General features: G+C 63.7%; 16 protein-coding genes and 1 pseudogene. 11 read left to right on the top strand and 6 right to left on the bottom strand.

What is annotated here, in order from left to right:
- Nucleotides 1-108: 108 nt before the first annotated feature.
- Complete coding sequence (locus ACMGGG_RS23345) at nucleotides 109-882, bottom strand: gamma-glutamyl-gamma-aminobutyrate hydrolase family protein (protein WP_054894869.1); 774 nt, start codon at nucleotides 880-882, stop codon at nucleotides 109-111.
- Between the two features lie 4 nt (nucleotides 883-886).
- Entirely contained in the window at nucleotides 887-2269 is a 1383-nt protein-coding gene (locus ACMGGG_RS23350) for a glutamine synthetase family protein (protein ID WP_414154514.1), read from the bottom strand.
- Nucleotides 2270-2478: 209 nt separating this feature from the next.
- Between ACMGGG_RS23350 and ACMGGG_RS23355 the strand changes: the two genes are divergently transcribed.
- The 5 genes from ACMGGG_RS23355 to ACMGGG_RS23375 all read left to right on the top strand — a co-directional run bounded on the left by ACMGGG_RS23355 (nucleotide 2479) and on the right by ACMGGG_RS23375 (nucleotide 7190).
- Nucleotides 2479-3351, top strand: a complete 873-nt coding sequence (locus ACMGGG_RS23355) for a LysR family transcriptional regulator (RefSeq protein WP_054894871.1) — start codon at nucleotides 2479-2481, stop codon at nucleotides 3349-3351.
- Between the two features lie 216 nt (nucleotides 3352-3567).
- Entirely contained in the window at nucleotides 3568-3831 is a 264-nt protein-coding gene (gene rpoZ / locus ACMGGG_RS23360) for a DNA-directed RNA polymerase subunit omega (RefSeq protein ID WP_003253383.1), read from the top strand.
- 59 nt (nucleotides 3832-3890) lie between these two features.
- Nucleotides 3891-5999 carry a bifunctional GTP diphosphokinase/guanosine-3',5'-bis pyrophosphate 3'-pyrophosphohydrolase gene (gene spoT, locus ACMGGG_RS23365; RefSeq protein ID WP_054894872.1) on the top strand — a complete coding sequence of 703 codons (2109 nt, stop codon included), beginning with the start codon at nucleotides 3891-3893 and terminating at the stop codon, nucleotides 5997-5999.
- Nucleotides 6000-6022: 23 nt separating this feature from the next.
- Entirely contained in the window at nucleotides 6023-6403 is a 381-nt protein-coding gene (locus tag ACMGGG_RS23370) for a RidA family protein (RefSeq protein ID WP_029612280.1), read from the top strand.
- Nucleotides 6404-6458: 55 nt separating this feature from the next.
- On the top strand, nucleotides 6459-7190 hold the full coding sequence (locus ACMGGG_RS23375) for a hypothetical protein (protein WP_414154515.1): 732 nt from the start codon (nucleotides 6459-6461) through the stop codon (nucleotides 7188-7190).
- A gap of 183 nt (nucleotides 7191-7373) precedes the next feature.
- On the opposite strand, the gene ACMGGG_RS23380 is transcribed toward ACMGGG_RS23375, so the two are convergent.
- On the bottom strand, nucleotides 7374-8225 hold the full coding sequence (locus ACMGGG_RS23380) for an SDR family oxidoreductase (protein ID WP_414154516.1): 852 nt from the start codon (nucleotides 8223-8225) through the stop codon (nucleotides 7374-7376).
- A gap of 192 nt (nucleotides 8226-8417) precedes the next feature.
- Between ACMGGG_RS23380 and exbB the strand changes: the two genes are divergently transcribed.
- The 6 genes and pseudogenes from exbB to ACMGGG_RS23410 all read left to right on the top strand — a co-directional run bounded on the left by exbB (nucleotide 8418) and on the right by ACMGGG_RS23410 (nucleotide 15131).
- Nucleotides 8418-9380: a tonB-system energizer ExbB gene (gene exbB, locus ACMGGG_RS23385; RefSeq protein WP_414154517.1), complete on the top strand. Its 963-nt coding sequence runs from the start codon at nucleotides 8418-8420 to the stop codon at nucleotides 9378-9380.
- 3 nt (nucleotides 9381-9383) lie between these two features.
- Nucleotides 9384-9812, top strand: coding sequence for a TonB system transport protein ExbD (gene exbD, locus ACMGGG_RS23390; RefSeq protein ID WP_054894876.1), 429 nt, complete (start codon nucleotides 9384-9386; stop codon nucleotides 9810-9812).
- On the top strand, nucleotides 9809-10543 hold the full coding sequence (locus tag ACMGGG_RS23395) for an energy transducer TonB (protein ID WP_063541816.1): 735 nt from the start codon (nucleotides 9809-9811) through the stop codon (nucleotides 10541-10543). Before exbD ends, ACMGGG_RS23395 begins: the two co-directional genes overlap by 4 nt.
- 93 nt (nucleotides 10544-10636) lie before the next feature.
- Nucleotides 10637-11564: pseudogene (locus ACMGGG_RS23400) on the top strand (LysR substrate-binding domain-containing protein).
- A gap of 4 nt (nucleotides 11565-11568) precedes the next feature.
- On the top strand, nucleotides 11569-13647 hold the full coding sequence (gene recG, locus ACMGGG_RS23405; protein WP_063541818.1) for an ATP-dependent DNA helicase RecG: 2079 nt from the start codon (nucleotides 11569-11571) through the stop codon (nucleotides 13645-13647).
- Between the two features lie 80 nt (nucleotides 13648-13727).
- A complete protein-coding gene (locus ACMGGG_RS23410; protein WP_054894880.1) occupies nucleotides 13728-15131 on the top strand; it encodes an aminoacyl-tRNA deacylase and HDOD domain-containing protein in 1404 nt (467 codons plus the stop codon).
- A 39-nt stretch (nucleotides 15132-15170) separates the two neighbouring features.
- On the opposite strand, the gene ACMGGG_RS23415 is transcribed toward ACMGGG_RS23410, so the two are convergent.
- From ACMGGG_RS23415 to ACMGGG_RS23425, 3 genes are all read right to left on the bottom strand, one after another.
- Nucleotides 15171-15548 carry a hypothetical protein gene (locus ACMGGG_RS23415; RefSeq protein WP_054894881.1) on the bottom strand — a complete coding sequence of 126 codons (378 nt, stop codon included), beginning with the start codon at nucleotides 15546-15548 and terminating at the stop codon, nucleotides 15171-15173.
- Nucleotides 15549-15700: 152 nt separating this feature from the next.
- Nucleotides 15701-16000 (bottom strand): HU family DNA-binding protein, encoded by a 300-nt coding sequence (locus ACMGGG_RS23420; RefSeq protein WP_054894882.1) that lies wholly within the window; start codon nucleotides 15998-16000, stop codon nucleotides 15701-15703.
- A 187-nt stretch (nucleotides 16001-16187) separates the two neighbouring features.
- On the bottom strand, nucleotides 16188-17336 hold the full coding sequence (locus ACMGGG_RS23425) for an NAD(P)/FAD-dependent oxidoreductase (protein WP_414154518.1): 1149 nt from the start codon (nucleotides 17334-17336) through the stop codon (nucleotides 16188-16190).
- Between the last annotated feature and the right edge of the window lie 22 nt (nucleotides 17337-17358).

Below are 17358 nucleotides of genomic sequence, written 5' to 3' on the forward strand. Positions count from 1 at the left end.
TTTGCCGTTGCTATTGGTATTGTTTTCACAGACCTTGCGAACAAGGCCCGCTTTCACTCATTGAAAGCTTGCTGCAGGGGATGGGTCATCCGAGACCTTCGGGTAACGTCAGAATGCCTTCTGGCGCGAGCCCTCCCGAGCAGCATGGGCAATGCAGGCCTCACGAAACGCCTGAAACAGACGTAGGGAGACCGGGTTTTCGGCGAAACGCCACTCCGGGTGCCATTGCACGCCAAGCACGAAGCCCGACGCATCACTCATCGACACCGCTTCAATCAGGCCATCCGGGGCCCGTGCCTCGACACGCAGGCCCGGGGCCAGACGGTCGATGCCCTGGCTGTGCAGCGAGTTGACCTCGAACTGCTCCGCCAGGCCCAGGCGCTCGAACAGCCCGCCCGGCGCAATGCCGACCGTGTGTCGAGGCCCGTATTGCACCTCCAGGGGTGCGTCCTCAGGTTCGCGGTGGTCCAGGTAGCCGGGCAGTTCCTGCACCCGCTGGTGCAAAGTGCCGCCCAAGGCCACGTTGAGTTCCTGGAATCCACGGCAGATGCACAACACCGGCACGCCGGCGGCTATGGCGGCCTGCAGCAACGGCAGGGTCAGGCGGTCACGCGCAACGTCGTGCCGGGTACCGTCCACGCTGGGGGCGCCATTGTAATGATGCGGCTCGACATTTGAAGGCGAGCCGGTAAAAAGAATGCCATTCAGACGCGCCAGCAGCGCCTGCGGGTCGCTGGCCGTGTCGCGCGCCGGCAGGATCACAGGCAGCCCGGCAAAACCTGCCGCCTCGACATACTTGTCGCCCACCGTGTGCGACGAGTTCTTCCCGACCTGCTGGCGGCAGGCGCTGACACCGATCAAGGGAACCGCGATTGCGCTCATGGGCTTACACCGTGTGCAGGTACCAGTTGTATTCGAGGTCGGAGATCGACACTTCGAACTCCGCCAGCTCACTTTCCTTGCAGGCCACGAAGATGTCGATGTATTCCGGGCTGATGTATTGGTTGAGGACCTCGCTGTCATCCAGCGCTCGCAAGGCATCACGCAGGTTGTTCGGCAGGCTCTGCTCAAGCTGCTCGTACGAATTGCCCTCGATCGGCGCGCCGGGTTCGACCTTGTTGGTCAGGCCGTGGTGGATACCAGCGAGAATCGCGGCAAGCATCAGGTAAGGGTTGGCATCGGCACCTGCGACGCGGTGCTCGATACGCAAGTTATCGCTGCTGTCGGTGGGCACGCGCAGGGCGACGGTGCGGTTGTCCAGGCCCCAACTCGGGGCGTTCGGCACATAGAACTGAGCACCAAAGCGGCGGTAAGAGTTGATGTTCGGACACAGGAAGGCCATCGACGCCGGCATGGTTTCCAGCACACCGCCAATGGCGTGACGCAGGGTTTCGCTCTGCAGCGCATCGTCGTTGGCGAAGATGTTCTTGCCGGTTTTCTTGTCCAGCAGCGAGATGTGCACGTGCAGGCCGTTGCCCGCCTGGCCCGGGTAGGGCTTGGCCATGAAGGTCGAGTCCATCTCGTGGTCGTAGGCGATGTTCTTGATCAGGCGCTTGAGCAGGATCGCGTAGTCGCAAGCCTTGAGCGGATCGGCGACGTGATGCAGGTTGACCTCGAACTGCGCCGGCGCACTTTCCTTGACGATCGCATCCGTCGGCAGACCCTGCTCCTTGGCGGCTTCGAGCATGTCCTGCAGGCAGTCGGCGTACTCGTCCAGGTCGTCGATCAGGTAGACCTGGGTGGACTGCGGGCGCTTGCCCGAGATCGGCGAGCGTGGCGGCTGCGGCCGACCGTTCAGATTGTCCTGGTCGATCAGGTAGAACTCCAGCTCGAACGCTGCGCAAATATCCAGGCCAAGCGCATCGAACTTGCTCACCACCTGGCGCAGCACTTCACGCGGGTCGGCGAAGAACGGCTCGCCTTCGATTTCGTGCATGGTCATCAGCAACTGCGCCGTCGGCCGCTTCTGCCAGGGCTCGTTGGAGAGCGAGCCTGGGATCGGATAGCAGATGCGGTCGGCATCGCCGATATCCAGGCCGAGGCCCGTGCTTTCGACGGTCGAGCCGTTGATATCCAGGGCGAACAGCGAAGCCGGCAGGTTGATGCCCTTCTCGTACACCTTGTGCAGGCTGGCCCGCTCGATGCGCTTGCCACGCACCACGCCGTTCATGTCGGAGATCAACAGGTCGACGTACTGTGTGTCCGGGTGGGCTTCCAGGAATTCATTCATCTCGCGGGAAGAACGGGCGCACGGGGAGACCGACGTCATGGCTGTACATCCTTTGATTCGGAGCGGCGATGTGGGGATATGGCTGGCGCCTCGAGGGCGACGATGGTTGCTGCTGTTGTTCTTTTCACTGCCCCATCGTGGGGAAATTCTGTGGCTCGCCCGGTGCATTGATTCCCGGGGGCCGTTCCACTATAAAGTGGGCTCCAGTGCAACAGACATTGGCAAATCGGCAAGCAGAGCGTGCACAAATGCAATATCAGATCAATCACGCGGACCTCGCCCTGGTCCTGGCGCTGGAACGTGGTCGCTCACTGGCCAAGGCCGCCGAGCTGCTCAAGGTCGATGTTTCGACGGTGTTTCGCTCGATCCGGCGACTGGAGTCGGCGCTGGGCACCGCCCTGTTCGTCAAGAGCCGCAAGGGCTACCTGCCAACCGACACCGCACAGGCCCTGGCCGAACAGGCTGAACGGGCCGAGCAGGCGCTGGACGCCGCGCGCATCGCTCTGACCAGCGGCGAGCAGGTGGTCAGCGGTACGGTACGCCTGACCTGCACCGAAGCCGTGCTGCACAGCCTGTTGCTGCCCGCACTGGCCGAATTCATGCCCAACTACCCCGCGCTGTCGCTGGAAATGGGCACCTCCAACACCTTCGCCAACCTGAGCCGACGCGACGCCGACATCGCCCTGCGCCTGACCAACACACCCCCGGAGCATCTGGTCGGACGCTGCCTGGGCTCGACCTCCTACGTAATCTGCGGACGCCCGGAGTTTCGCGAGCGCCTGGCCGAGTCGCCAAACAGCGTGCCGTGGATCGCCCCTGACGACGCCATGCAGGACCACCCCACGGTAGTCTGGCGCAACCAGCAGCACCCCGACCTGATCCCGCGGTACCAGTGCAGTGGCATGTCGACCATTGCTCAGTTGGTCAGCACCGGCATGGGGGTGGCGGCGCTGGCCGACTACATGGTCGACACCCTGCCCGGCGTCGAGGCCTTGAGCGGCGCGCTGCCAGGTTGTGACACCCAACTGTGGCTGCTGACCCGCCCCGATTGTCGAGCGCTGCGTTCGGTACAGACTTTGTTCGAGGAGCTGACCCCACGCTTGCGCGACGCGATGCGCTGAAGCTGTTGTGTTCGCGGGACGGGAAGCGTTATCGTCATGTTCAAGCGAGAGGCTGTCTGTTACGGCCCTTTCGCGGGCAAGCCCGCCCCCACGAGCAGGTGACACGGATCACCAGACAAAACAGCCCTTCCCTATTGGCTGGTGATTTTTTAAACTATCGAGTCCGCCTGCCCATTCTGGGCTGCACGCTAATCGCATCTGCTACTGAGGAAGACCATGGCCCGCGTAACTGTTGAAGACTGCCTGGAACACGTGGATAACCGCTTCGAGCTGGTCATGCTCTCGACCAAGCGCGCCCGCCAACTGGCCACCGGCGGCAAGGAGCCACGCGTGGCGTGGGAAAACGACAAGCCAACCGTCGTCGCCCTGCGCGAAATTGCCGAAGGCATCGTGACCAATGAATTCATCGCCGCCGAAGAGATCGTCACCGAGGATCCGGTGTTCGCTGCGTTCGAGGACGAGAACAACGAGGCCGTCTGATTCATGCCCGGTCGACGTCGCGCGGCACACGATCCTCTTCCTCTGCAAGAGGTGAAACCATGCCGGGTATAGAAGCCCTCGCCGAGCGGCTGTCGACCTATCTGGGCCCCGAACAGGTCAATCTTGTTCGCCGGGCCTATTTCTATGCCGAACAGGCACACGACGGGCAACGCCGCCGCAGTGGCGAGCCCTACGTGACCCATCCGCTGGCAGTCGCCAGCATTCTCGCCGACATGCACATGGACCATCAGAGCCTGATGGCCGCCATGCTGCACGACGTGATCGAAGATACCGGCATCGCCAAGGAAGCCCTCAGCCAGCAGTTCGGCGAAACCGTCGCCGAGCTGGTCGACGGGGTCAGCAAGCTGACCCAGATGAATTTCGAGACCAAGGCCGAGGCGCAAGCCGAGAACTTCCAGAAAATGGCCATGGCCATGGCCCGCGATATCCGCGTGATCCTGGTCAAGCTGGCCGATCGCCTGCACAACATGCGCACCCTGGAAGTGCTGTCCGGTGAAAAGCGCCGGCGCATCGCCAAGGAAACCCTCGAGATCTACGCCCCCATCGCCAATCGGCTGGGCATGCACACCGTGCGCGTGGAGTTCGAGGATCTTGGTTTCAAGGCCATGCATCCCATGCGCTCCTCGCTCATTCACCGGGCGGTGAAGAGCGCGCGCGGCAACCGCAAGGAAATCGTCGCCAAGATCGAGACCTCGCTGGCCAACTGCCTGGCGGCGGACGGCATCGAGGGCGAGGTCAGCGGCCGGCAGAAACACCTCTATGGCATCTACAAGAAGATGCGCGGCAAGCGCCGCGCCTTCAACGAGATCATGGACGTGTACGCCTTCCGCATCATCGTCGACAAGGTCGACACCTGCTACCGCGTGCTGGGTGCCGTGCACAACCTGTACAAGCCGCTGCCGGGGCGCTTCAAGGACTACATCGCGATTCCCAAGGCCAACGGCTACCAGTCGCTGCACACCACGCTGTTCGGCATGCACGGTGTGCCCATCGAAATCCAGATCCGCACCCGCGAAATGGAAGAGATGGCCAACAACGGCATCGCCGCGCACTGGCTGTACAAGTCGAACGAGGAAGAACAGCCCAAGGGCAGCCACGCCCGCGCCCGTCAATGGGTCAAGGGCATCCTCGAGCTGCAGCAGCGGGCCGGCAACTCGCTGGAGTTCATCGAGAGTGTGAAGATCGACCTGTTCCCGGACGAGGTCTATGTCTTCACGCCCAAAGGCCGGATCATGGAGCTGCCCAAAGGCTCCACTGCCGTCGACTTCGCCTACGCGGTGCACACCGACGTCGGCAACAGCTGCATCGCCTGCCGCATCAACCGTCGCCTGGCACCGCTCTCCGAGCCGTTGCAAAGTGGCTCGACGGTCGAGATCGTCAGTGCACCGGGCGCACGCCCAAACCCGGCCTGGCTCAACTTCGTGGTTACCGGCAAGGCACGCACGCACATTCGCCATGCGCTCAAACAGCAGCGCCGCTCCGAATCCATCAGCCTCGGCGAACGCCTGCTGAACAAAGTGCTGACAGGCTTCGACAGCAGCCTGGACAAGATCGCCGCCGAGCGCGTCCAGGCCATCCTCACCGAATACCGCCTGGAGCTCGTCGAAGACCTGCTCGAAGACATCGGCCTGGGCAACCGCATGGCCTACGTGGTCGCCCGCCGCCTGCTGTCCGCCGAAGGCGAGCAACTACCATCGCCAGAGGGTCCGCTGGCGATCCGCGGCACAGAAGGCCTGGTGCTCAGCTACGCCAAGTGCTGTACGCCGATCCCGGGTGACCCCATCGTCGGCCACCTGTCGGCGGGCAAGGGCATGGTCGTGCACCTGGAAGACTGCCGCAACATCAGTGAAATCCGACACAACCCGGAGAAGTGCCTGCAGCTCTCCTGGGCCAAGGACGTCACCGGCGAGTTCAATGTCGAACTGCGTGTCGAACTGGAACACCAGCGCGGCCTGATCGCCCTGCTGGCCAGCAGCGTCAACGCCGCCGACGGCAACATCGAGAAGATCAGCATGGATGAGCGCGACGGTCGCGTCAGCGTGGTCCAACTGGTGGTCAGCGTGCGCGACCGCGTGCACCTGGCTCGCGTGATCAAGAAGCTGCGCACCCTGACCGGCGTGGTCCGCATCACCCGAACGCGTGCGTAATCCGTCAACCGCAAGGAGTCAACATGACCAAGACCGTCATCAACAGCGACAAGGCCCCTGCCGCCATCGGCACCTACTCCCAGGCGATCAAGGCTGGCAACACCGTCTACATGTCGGGCCAGATTCCTCTGGATCCCAAGACCATGGAGCTGGTTGAAGGCTTCGAGGCACAGACCGTGCAGGTCTTCGAAAACCTCAAGGCTGTTGCCGAGGCCGCTGGCGGTTCGTTCAAGGATATCGTCAAGCTGAACATCTTCCTCACCGACCTGAGCCACTTCGCCAAGGTCAATGAGGTCATGGGTCGCTACTTCGAGCAGCCCTACCCAGCCCGCGCCGCGATTGGCGTAGCTGCCCTGCCAAAGGGCTCGCAAGTCGAGATGGACGCCATCCTCGTCATCGAGTGATGCCCCAGGCGGCGGGCGCCCGGCCTGCCGCCTTTCCTTCCTGAAGGTTCCCACCATGCGTCATGCCCTGCCTCTCGCGCTGGCAGCCCTGCTTCTGGGCGGCTGCGCCAGCCACAAACCTGAAGATTTCAACGGTACCTGGATCAACCAGGATGCCATCGACGCCGCCGTCAAGGGCGACAGCTTGCGCAAGGCGCTGTCCAGCCATGGTCCGGTGTTCGAATGGAAGATTGACGTCGCCAGCCAGCAAGCCCGGTACAGCAATGGCTTCGAAGCCGCTGAGGGCAGCCTCGTCGCGGCCGACAAGCAATGGCAAGCCAATTTCGAAGGCGGCCAGAGCGAGCAATTGAGCCTCGATGGCGACGAATTGCAAACGACCGACACCTCCGGCGCCAAGCAGACTTTCGTGCGCAGCAAGCCCCCGGCACCCGCCGACGCACCGCTGGGTGGCAGCTTCGAGAAGGCCCTGTACAAGGCGTACCTGGGTGGCGAATGGAAAATCGTCGAAGGCCCAGGCCAGGGCGCCAAGGTCCGCTTCGCCGACGACGGCGGCGTGACCGGCTTGCCCGATCTGGACCGTTACGCCCTTTGCCTGGCCGGCGATTGCGCGACCATGGGCGGCGACAACGACAGCCTCTGGCTGGAGCGCGACCAACGCGGCGCCCCCTGGGTGTTCAAGCGTGATGACGACAAGCTGGAGATCTTCCGTGCAGTGAACCGTGCGCAGCCCGACGAAATGCCAGAACTCGCGGCTGGCGCGCGGCAGTGGGTGCTTGAGCGCGACTGATCCACTACCTGCAGGAGCAATTGTCTCGTCCAAAATTTAAAGACCAGCCCAATCCCTGTGGGAGCGGGCTTGTCCCGCGATCACCGGCGAAGCCGGTGCCATGCAGCGCGGTATCCGATTCGCGGGCAAGCCCGCTCCTACGGGTACCCGGCCAGCCTCGACACCGGTGGTCGAGGCTTGGCTTCAGCCTTTCAGGATCGCCGCGTACCCTTCCTTGTAGCTCGCATACTGCGGCACCCAGCCCAGCGCCCGTGCCCGCGCGTTGCTGCAGCGCTTGCTGCCGGTGCGGCGCACGCGCTGCTCGTCAGACCACTCGGTAACGCCCATGTACTGGCGCAGCCAGGCCACCACCTCGGCCAGCGGGGCCGGATCGTCGTCGACACCGATGTAACAGTCCTGCAGCGCCACCCCGTCCGCGTCTGCCTGCAGCAGGAACGCCAGCAAACCGGCCGCGTCCTCGGCATGAATGCGATTGCCGTACAGCGGCGGCTCCTCGGTCACCCGATATCCCTGGCGCACCTGGCTAAGCAGCCACTCGCGGCCGGGGCCATAGATCCCCGTCAGGCGCACCAGGCTGGCGGCAATCCCGCTCTCGAGCGCCAAGCGCTCGGCCTCCAGCATGATCCGCCCCGAATATCCCTCGGGCTCGGTAGCCGCACCTTCCTCGACCCACTCGCCGCCCTGCTGCGCATAGACGCTGCTGCTGGACACGAACAGCAAGCGGCGCGGGTGCTGCCCCTTGTCCGCCAACCAAGTCAGCACGTGGCGCAAACCCTCCACGTAGGCGGCTCGATAACCGGCTTCATCGTGCTGGCTGGCCGCCACGCAATACACCAGATAATCCGGGGAACGCTCGGGCCAACCTGCAGGAATGCTGGGGTCGGACAGATCGGCCGCCACCGGCAGAACGCCTGCAGGCAGTTGCCCCACCGTGCGACGCAGCCCATGTACCTGCCAGCCGCGGGCGAGCAGTTGCCGGGCCAGGCGGCTGCCTACATCGCCACAACCTACGATCATCGCGGACAGATCCGACATCACTTCACTCCAGAACGAAAGGCCCAGGCTAGCCGTATTAGACGATCAGCGGCTATCCAAAGCGTAAAAAAAGATACTCTATTACTTTTGTTAACAAGAATTACTTGCAATAATGGCGCCCTGATCAGTTCTCGGCCCGCCTCGAGGCCATGGAGAACACCACCTCATTTTTCTTCATCAGGTCCGGCCAGCATGACTCGTACTCAACCTTCCGCTTCGCCAACCACGTCGCGCGCCTGGCGCGCCATCGCCGCGCTGCTGTTCAGCCTGGTGCTGGCCCCGGCCGCCATGGCTGAAGAGCCTGCCGCCAACGGCGCCACCCCTCCTGCTGCAGTCGCACCGGCTGACCCGGCCGCCAATGGCCAGGCATCCGCGAACGCCGCTGAGCCCGCCGAGGCCCAGGCGCCAGCAAACGAGAACGTCGAAGCACCGGTCGAAGACACCTCGCTGGGCATGGCCCACGACCTGTCCCCATGGGGCATGTACAAGAACGCCGATATCGTCGTGAAGGCGGTAATGATCGGCCTGGCCATCGCCTCCATCATCACCTGGACCATCTGGATCGCCAAGGGCTTCGAGCTGATGGGCGCCAAGCGCCGCCTGCGCGGTGAAATCGCCCTGCTGAAGAAATCTGCCAGCCTGAAAGAAGCCAGCAGCGTCGCCGACAAGGAGGGCACCCTGGCCCATACCCTGATCCACGACGCCCTCGAGGAAATGCGCCTGTCGGCCAACACCCGCGAGAAGGAAGGCATCAAGGAACGCGTCAGTTTCCGTCTGGAGCGCCTGGTCGCCGCCAGCGGTCGCAATATGAGCAGCGGCACCGGCGTGCTGGCCACCATCGGCTCCACCGCGCCATTCGTCGGCCTGTTCGGCACCGTGTGGGGCATCATGAACAGCTTCATCGGCATCGCCAAGACCCAGACCACCAACCTCGCCGTCGTTGCCCCAGGCATCGCCGAAGCCCTGCTGGCCACCGCCCTGGGCCTGGTCGCCGCGATCCCGGCCGTCGTCATCTATAACGTCTTCGCCCGTTCCATCGCCGGCTACAAGGCGCAGGTCTCCGACGCCTCGGCGCAGGTCCTGCTGCTGGTCAGCCGTGACCTGGACCATCAGGCTGGCGAGCGCGCCGCCCCGCACATGGTGAAAGTGGGGTAAGCCATGGGCCTGCATCTCAACGAAGGTGGCGACGACCTCGCCGAAAACCACGAAATCAACGTCACGCCGTTCATCGACGTGATGCTGGTACTGCTGATCATCTTCATGGTTGCCGCACCACTGGCGACGGTCGACATCAAGGTCGACCTGCCAGCCTCGACCGCAAAACCTGCACCGAGGCCCGAGAAACCGGTGTTCGTCAGCGTCAAGGCCGACAAGAAGCTGTACGTCGGCGATGACGCGGTGGCCCTGCCCGAACAGCTTGGCGCGATGCTCGACGCCAAGACCAAGGGCGACAAGGAAACCACCATCTTCTTCCAGGCCGACAAGGGTGTTGACTACGGCGACCTGATGGAAGTGATGAACACCATGCGCGCGGCCGGCTACCTCAAGGTCGGTCTGGTCGGACTCGAGACGGCAGCCAAGAAATGACGAACAAGCGCTCCAACCTGGTGCGCTACGGTGCCAGCCTGGCAGCCGTGCTCGGTGTGCACGTGATCGCCGTAGTGCTGACGCTCAACTGGTCGGTGCCCCAGGCCATCGAGCTGCCGCCGGCAGCGATGATGGTCGAGCTGGCACCGGTCCCCGAGCCTGCGCCACCGCCGCCACCGAAAGCTGCTCCACAGCCGCCTGCGCCGGTCGAAGAGCCACCGCTGCCCAAGCTGGTGGAGGCTCCGAAACCGAAGATCGCGATCCCGAAGCCGCCCAAGCCGAAGGCCAAGCCCCAGCCGCCCAAGCCCGAGAAAAAGCCTGAGCCGCCGAAGGACGAACCACCGGCCAAGGAACAAGTGGCCGATACCGCGCCAAGCAACGCTCCACCGCAGAAGTCGGCAGCGCCGCAGCCGAGTATCGCCTCCAACAGCAACGCCCTGCCGACATGGCAAAGCGACCTGCTGCGTCACCTGGCGAAGTACAAGAAGTACCCGGAAGACGCACGTCGCCGTGGCCTGCAAGGGATCAACCGGCTGCGCTTCGTGGTCGATGCCGAGGGCAAGGTGCTGTCGTATTCACTGGCAGGAGGCTCAGGCAGTGCTGCACTGGACCGCGCGACGATGGACATGATCCGCCGCGCCGGCACGGTACCCAAACCGCCTGCGGAGTTGTTGAACAATGGCACGATCGAGGTAGTGGCGCCCTTCGTCTACTCGTTGGACAAGCGCTGATACATTGCATCTGTCACAAAACCGCAAGTCTGATAACGTGCGTCTATCGATTGCACCCGCTATGCTGGGGCCGCAACTTCATGGACGCACGTTATGACCCTCACTGAACTCCGCTACATCGTCACACTCGCTCAGGAGCAGCACTTCGGCCATGCCGCCGAGCGTTGCCACGTCAGCCAGCCGACCCTGTCGGTCGGGGTGAAGAAGCTTGAGGACGAGCTGGGCGTGCTGATCTTCGAACGCAGCAAGAGCGCCGTACGCCTGACACCGGTCGGCGAAAGCATCGTCGCCCAGGCGCAGAAGGTGCTCGAGCAGGCCCAAGGCATCCGCGAACTGGCCCAGGCCTGGCAAGAACCAGCTCACTGCTCCACTGAAAGTCGGCGCCATCTATACCGTCGGCCCCTACCTGTTCCCGCACCTGATTCCACAGCTGCACCGGGTTGCCCCGCAGATGCCGCTGTACATCGAAGAGAACTTCACCCACGTGCTGCGCGAGAAACTGCGCAACGGCGAACTGGACGCGGTGATCATCGCGCTGCCGTTCAACGAGGCCGACGTGCTGACGCTACCGCTGTACGATGAGCCATTCTGCGCGCTGATGCCGGCCGATCACCCCTGGACCGCCAAGAAGACTATCGACACCGCCCTGCTCAACGACAAGAGCCTGCTGCTGCTCGGCGAAGGTCACTGCTTCCGCGACCAGGTGCTCGAAGCCTGCCCGACCCTGAACAAGGGTAACGATGCCTCGAAGCACACCACGGTCGAATCCAGCTCGCTGGAGACCATCCGTCATATGGTCGCCTCGGGCCTGGGTGTTTCGATCCTGCCGTTGTCGGCGGTGCACAGTCATCACTACGCCCCTGGCGTCATCGAAGTACGCCCACTGACAGCGCCTGCGCCGTTCCGAACCGTTGCCATCGCCTGGCGCGCCAGCTTCCCGCGGCCAAAGGCAATCGAGATCCTCGCCGATTCGATCCGCCTCTGTTCGGTCGCCAAGACGCCTGCGCCACAGCCGGCCTGATGCCATGACGGAGTTGTCGAAAGTCCCGGTCACCGAGCTCAAGGGCGTCGGCGAGGCGATGGCGGAAAAACTCGCCAAGGTCGGCCTGGAAAGCCTGCAGGACTTGCTGTTCCACCTGCCACTGCGCTATCAGGACCGCACCCGCGTCGTACCGATCGGCGCCCTGCGTCCGGGTCAGGACGCCGTGATCGAGGGCGTGGTCAGCGGTGCTGACGTGACCATGGGCAAACGCCGCAGCCTGGTGGTACGCCTGGGTGACGGCACGGGCGTACTGAGCCTGCGCTTCTATCACTTCAGCAATGCGCAGAAAGAAGGCCTCAAGCGTGGCACCCACCTGCGCTGCTACGGTGAGGCACGCCCCGGAGCCTCTGGCCTTGAGATCTATCATCCGGAATACCGCGCGCTCAACGGCGACGAACCGCCACCCCCCGTCGAGCAGACCCTGACCCCGATCTACCCGACCACCGAAGGCCTCACCCAGCAGCGTCTGCGCCTGCTCTGCCAGCTCAGCCTGAGCAAGCTCGGCCCGCGCAGCCTGCCCGACTGGCTGCCGGATGAGCTGGCCCGCGACTATCACCTGGCGCCACTGGACGACGCTATCCGCTACCTGCACAACCCACCCGCCGACGCCGACCTCGACGAGCTTGCCGAAGGCCAGCACTGGGCCCAGCACCGCCTCGCATTCGAGGAACTGCTCACGCACCAGCTCTCCCAGCAGCGTCTGCGTGAGAGCCTGCGGGCCCTGCGAGCCCCGGTGCTGCCCAAGGCCAGCCGCCTGCCCGGGCAGTACCTGGCCAACCTCGGATTCACTCCCACCGGTGCCCAGCAGCGGGTAGGCAACGAGATCGCCTATGACCTCAGCCAGCCAGAGCCGATGATGCGCCTGGTACAAGGTGACGTGGGTGCCGGCAAGACCGTGGTTGCTGCGCTGGCAGCGCTGCAGGCGCTGGAGGCCGGTTACCAGGTCGCGCTGATGGCGCCCACCGAGATCCTCGCCGAACAGCACTACATCACCTTCAAGCGCTGGCTCGAACCCTTGGGGATAGAAGTCGCCTGGCTGGCTGGCAAGCTCAAAGGCAAGGCCCGCGCCAGTGCGCTGGAGCAAATCGCCGGCGGCGCCCCCATGGTGGTCGGCACCCATGCGCTGTTCCAGGAAGAAGTGAAGTTTCGCCACCTCGCCCTGGCGATCATCGACGAGCAGCACCGTTTCGGCGTGCAGCAACGGCTGGCCCTGCGCAAGAAGGGCGTGAACGGCACGCTGTGTCCGCACCAGTTGATCATGACCGCCACCCCCATCCCGCGTACGCTCGCCATGAGCGCCTACGCCGACCTCGACACCTCCATTCTTGATGAGCTGCCGCCCGGCCGAACGCCAGTCAATACCGTGCTGGTGGCCGACAGTCGCCGCTTCGAGGTGGTAGAGCGGGTCCGCGCTGCCTGCGCCGAAGGGCGCCAGGCCTACTGGGTGTGCACCCTGATCGAGGAATCCGAGGAGCTGACCTGCCAGGCCGCCGAAAGTACGTTCGAAGAGCTGGGCAGCGCGCTCGGCGAGCTGCGTGTGGGCCTGATCCACGGGCGCATGAAGCCTGCGGAAAAAGCCGCGGTGATGGCCGAGTTCAAGGCCGGCCATCTGCAATTGCTGGTGGCCACCACGGTGATCGAGGTGGGGGTGGACGTGCCCAACGCCAGCCTGATGATCATCGAAAACCCTGAACGCCTGGGCCTGGCCCAGCTTCACCAGCTGCGTGGCCGGGTCGGTCGGGGTAGCGCCGTCAGCCATTGCGTGCTGCTCTATCACCCGCCACTGTCACAGATCGGCCGCGAACGCTTAGGGATCATGCGCGAGACCAACGATGGCTTCGTCATCGCCGAGAAGGATCTTGAGCTGCGCGGCCCCGGCGAAATGCTCGGCACCCGCCAGACCGGCCTGCTGCAATTCAAGGTCGCCGACCTGATGCGTGACGCCGACCTGCTGCCCGCAGTACGCGACGCCGCACAGGCATTGCTGGCACGCTGGCCCGATCATGTCAGCCCGCTACTGGATCGGTGGCTGCGTCACGGCCAACAATACGGCCAAGTGTGACACCGGTCCCATTCGTGCCCCAGCTCGGGGCTCAGGATGGTTATACTTCGCGTTTAAAAAGACACCTTTGGAAACAGCCCATGACTGAAGTGGCCTTGGACACCGCAACCCCGCACGCTCCGTCGGTCATCCGACTGCTGCTGGAAAAGCTCGGCGTAGCCTATCGCGAGGTGTCCGAACACCCGCGGCTGCCCGCGAAATCGCGCGTCCAGGCCGTTCTGCTGGACGATGAAGTCGGCGCGCTCATGGTGCTGTTTCCTCAAAGCCATCTGCTGGACCTGCAGCGCCTGGAAGAGCTGACCGGTCGCAAACTCAAGGCCGTGCCGCTGGAGCGTCTGAAGAAGATGCTCGACAAGCATCAGCTCAAGGCCTTGCCGGCAATCCCGGCCCTGACCAGCTCACCGTGCCTGTACGACGAGCGGCTGCTCAACGCCGATAGCCTGTTGATCCAGTCCGGTGAGGCTGGGCTGCTATTGGAAGTGGCCCGCGACAACTTCAAGCGCATGCTGAGCAAGGCCAGCGCCGGCAGCTTTGGTCTTGAAGTCGAAAGCATCCAGCGCAACCTCGACCGCCCCCACGACGACACCAAGGAAATCTCCAACGCGGTCCAGGCCTTCACTGCCCGCCGCATCCAGCAGCGCCTGGAGCAGACCATCGAGATCCCGCCACTGGCCGACACCGCGCAGAAGATCATCAAACTGCGCGTCGACCCCAACGCCAGCGTTGACGACATCACCGGCGTGGTCGAAACCGACCCGGCACTGGCCGCACAGGTGGTGAGCTGGGCCGCATCGCCCTACTACGCGTCACCCGGCAAGATCCGCTCGGTGGAAGATGCCATCGTTCGCGTGCTGGGCTTCGACCTGGTGATCAATCTTGCGCTGGGCCTGGCCCTGGGCAAGACCCTGAGCCTGCCGAAAGACCATCCGCAGCAGGCCACGCCTTACTGGCAGCAGTCGATCTACACAGCCGCAGTGATCGAAGGCCTGACCCGCGCCATGCCGCGCGCCGAACGCCCCGAAGCCGGTCTCACCTACCTGGCGGGGCTGCTGCACAACTTCGGCTATCTGCTGCTGGCCCACGTGTTCCCGCCGCATTTCTCGTTGATCTGTCGTCATCTTGAGGTCAACCCGCACCTGTACCACAGCTATGTCGAGCAGCACCTGCTGGGCATCAGCCGCGAGCAGATCGGCGCCTGGCTGATGAAGCTGTGGGACATGCCGGATGAGCTGTCCGCGGCGCTGCGCTTCCAGCACGACCCAAGCTATGAAGGCGAGTATTCGGCCTACCCGAACCTCGTGTGCCTGGCCACGTCGCTGTTGCGTTCGCGGGGCATTGGCTCAGGACCGCAGGAAGAGATTCCGGAGGCGCTGCTCGAACGCCTTGGGCTGACCCGCGACAAGGCGGAGGACGTAGTGAGCAAGGTGCTGGAAGCCGAAGCGCTGCTGCGCGAACTGGCCTCGCAGTTCCAGGCCCCACACTGACTGGCACGAGCGGGTTTGCCCGCTCGTACACAGGCGGATTCAGGCCTTTTTCTTGCGAGGCTTGAGGTATTTCATCAGCCCCTGAAACCAGATCACCAATGCCGGGTTGCCCTTGATCTGGATGTTCTTGTCCTGAATCCCCTGCATGAACGCCAACTGCTTGTTGCCAGCCTGCAAGGTGGCAAAGCCGAACGCGGCATCCTTGAAGGCGATGGCAAAGGCCGGTTGAGGGTGCAGGCCACCCTTGCTGCTGATGCGCTCACCACTCACCGTGAAATGCCGGGCCACTTTGCCATCCAAGGTCTGCATCTGGAACACCAGGTCCTTGTCGCGCAGTTGCTGCTGGAACGCCGGGTTGTTACGGCTGGCCCTGGCCATCAGCAGCCCCATGGCCCAGAGAAGAAAGCGAAACTTCATCAGCGCGCCTCGATTGAAATATGACTGAAGCGCGCAGTTTATCCCTTTCTTAAACTTTTTACGCCAGCTCGCCGCATTGTTTCTGCATGCCAGAAAGCACAACGGGCGCCCTGGGGCGCCCGTTCGGATCACACTGGAGTGTCAGGAATCGATCACTTGCCTTTCTTGGCTGGCTTGGCGGGAACGTTGACGCTGTCACGCAGGTTCTTGCCAGGTTTGAAGGCAACAGTGTTGCTGGCCTTGATCTTCACCGGTTGACCAGTCTGTGGGTTCTTGCCGGTGCGCGCGCCGCGGTGACGCTTCTCGAAGGTGCCGAAACCGACCAGGGTGACGGTATCCTTGTCGAGCGCGCCAGTGATGCTGTCGAGAATCGCGTTCAGCACCTGATTGGCCTTTTCCTTGGTCAGATCGGCCTTTTCGGCGATGACGGCGGCGAGTTCTGGTTTACGCATAGTGAAGCCTCTTTGACGGGATTTTTGTTGTTATGCCGTGCTACCTGCGAAAGCAGCGCCCAAGGCGCCGCAGGCTCTAATCTGCGGCAGACGGAAGTGAGAATGGCACGCTCACCGTGGCCGCGCCAGTGTCTGAGCGGTCATTGTCGCGCCAAGAACAGGCCAAATACGACAGTTCGAACGGCATTCAGGCCATTAGAGGCGGAAGCTGCCGATTCAGCGCCAGCTTTTCCAACACCGCCGACCCCGTGAGGGCATAGCCCAGCAACTGGCCATCGGCGCTATAGCACAGCACTTTCAGGTCGCTGCCCTGCCCTTCAACCTGCCAGGTTCCCTCTCGGCCCATCGGTGCTGGCGAAACAACCAGCGGGCACGCGGGCGTCTTTACCGTGACAGGCATCGGGCCATAGTTCACACCCGTGGGGTTGCCGGCGAGCGTCTGCGCCAGCGCGCGGGCGCAAGCCATCAGCGGCATGACGTAGAGCAGGTTGATGCCATCGACTTCGGCGCAATCGCCCAGGGCGAAGATGTTCGCGTGGGAGGTCCGCAGTTGGCGATCCACCACCACCCCCCGGTTCACCTGCAGCCCGGCAGCGGCGGCAAGGTCTGTACGCGGTCGCAGGCCGATGGCCGAGACCACCAGATCACAGGCAATCACGCTGCCGTCGGACAAGTGAGCCTCGAGTCCGCCGCCGGTGCGTTGCAGGCGGGTCAGCACCGGGCCCAGATGGAAGCGCACGCCCAGCCCTTCCAGGCCAGCCTGCACCGCACTGGCGGCAGCAGGATGCAACAAGGTCGGCATCACCTGCTCACAGGGCGCCACCACGTCGCACTGGTAGCCGCCGAAGGTCAGATCGTTGGCGAACTCGCAGCCGATCAGCCCGGCACCCAGCAGCAACACGCGCTGCTTGCCCGCGGCGGCGGCACGAAAGCGCGCGTAGTCTTCCAGGTCGTTGATCGGAAAGACCAGCTCGGTGCCGTCGCCCTCGATCGGCACCTGTACCGTCTGCGCACCCAAGGCCAACACCAGGTCGCGGTATTGCACCGCCTCCTCGCCGATCCACAAGCGCTTGTGACCAGGGTCGATGCCGCTGATACGGGTATGGGTACGAATCTCGGCCTTGAGCTGCTCGGCCATGGCGCCCGGCTCGGCCATGCACAGGCCGTCGGCGTCCTTGTGCTTGGCAAAGCCGGTGGAGAGCATCGGCTTGGAATAGGAGCGACCGTCGTCGGCGGTGATCAGCAACAGCGGCGTGTCAGCGTCGAGCTTGCGAAATTCCCGGGCCAGGTTATAGCCCGCAAGGCCAGTGCCGATGATCACCACAGGGGACGTCATGTCGTGCTTCCTCTTGCAGGGG

Source organism: Pseudomonas sp. BNK-44-b, from assembly GCF_047456245.1.
GTDB classification, from domain to species: Bacteria; Pseudomonadota; Gammaproteobacteria; order Pseudomonadales; family Pseudomonadaceae; genus Aquipseudomonas; species Aquipseudomonas machongensis.

Excerpts from the sequence above, each read along its gene's own strand:
- ACMGGG_RS23345 (WP_054894869.1), bottom strand. The coding sequence starts at position 882 with ATGAGCGCAATCGCGGTTCCCTTGATCGGTGTCAGCGCCTGCCGCCAG.
- ACMGGG_RS23350 (WP_414154514.1), bottom strand. The coding sequence starts at position 2,269 with ATGACGTCGGTCTCCCCGTGCGCCCGTTCTTCCCGCGAGATGAATGAA.
- ACMGGG_RS23355 (WP_054894871.1), top strand. The coding sequence starts at position 2,479 with ATGCAATATCAGATCAATCACGCGGACCTCGCCCTGGTCCTGGCGCTG.
- rpoZ (WP_003253383.1), top strand. The coding sequence starts at position 3,568 with ATGGCCCGCGTAACTGTTGAAGACTGCCTGGAACACGTGGATAACCGC.
- spoT (WP_054894872.1), top strand. The coding sequence starts at position 3,891 with ATGCCGGGTATAGAAGCCCTCGCCGAGCGGCTGTCGACCTATCTGGGC.
- ACMGGG_RS23370 (WP_029612280.1), top strand. The coding sequence starts at position 6,023 with ATGACCAAGACCGTCATCAACAGCGACAAGGCCCCTGCCGCCATCGGC.
- ACMGGG_RS23375 (WP_414154515.1), top strand. The coding sequence starts at position 6,459 with ATGCGTCATGCCCTGCCTCTCGCGCTGGCAGCCCTGCTTCTGGGCGGC.
- ACMGGG_RS23380 (WP_414154516.1), bottom strand. The coding sequence starts at position 8,225 with ATGTCGGATCTGTCCGCGATGATCGTAGGTTGTGGCGATGTAGGCAGC.
- exbB (WP_414154517.1), top strand. The coding sequence starts at position 8,418 with ATGACTCGTACTCAACCTTCCGCTTCGCCAACCACGTCGCGCGCCTGG.
- exbD (WP_054894876.1), top strand. The coding sequence starts at position 9,384 with ATGGGCCTGCATCTCAACGAAGGTGGCGACGACCTCGCCGAAAACCAC.
- ACMGGG_RS23395 (WP_063541816.1), top strand. The coding sequence starts at position 9,809 with ATGACGAACAAGCGCTCCAACCTGGTGCGCTACGGTGCCAGCCTGGCA.
- recG (WP_063541818.1), top strand. The coding sequence starts at position 11,569 with ATGACGGAGTTGTCGAAAGTCCCGGTCACCGAGCTCAAGGGCGTCGGC.
- ACMGGG_RS23410 (WP_054894880.1), top strand. The coding sequence starts at position 13,728 with ATGACTGAAGTGGCCTTGGACACCGCAACCCCGCACGCTCCGTCGGTC.
- ACMGGG_RS23415 (WP_054894881.1), bottom strand. The coding sequence starts at position 15,548 with ATGAAGTTTCGCTTTCTTCTCTGGGCCATGGGGCTGCTGATGGCCAGG.
- ACMGGG_RS23420 (WP_054894882.1), bottom strand. The coding sequence starts at position 16,000 with ATGCGTAAACCAGAACTCGCCGCCGTCATCGCCGAAAAGGCCGATCTG.
- ACMGGG_RS23425 (WP_414154518.1), bottom strand. The coding sequence starts at position 17,336 with ATGACGTCCCCTGTGGTGATCATCGGCACTGGCCTTGCGGGCTATAAC.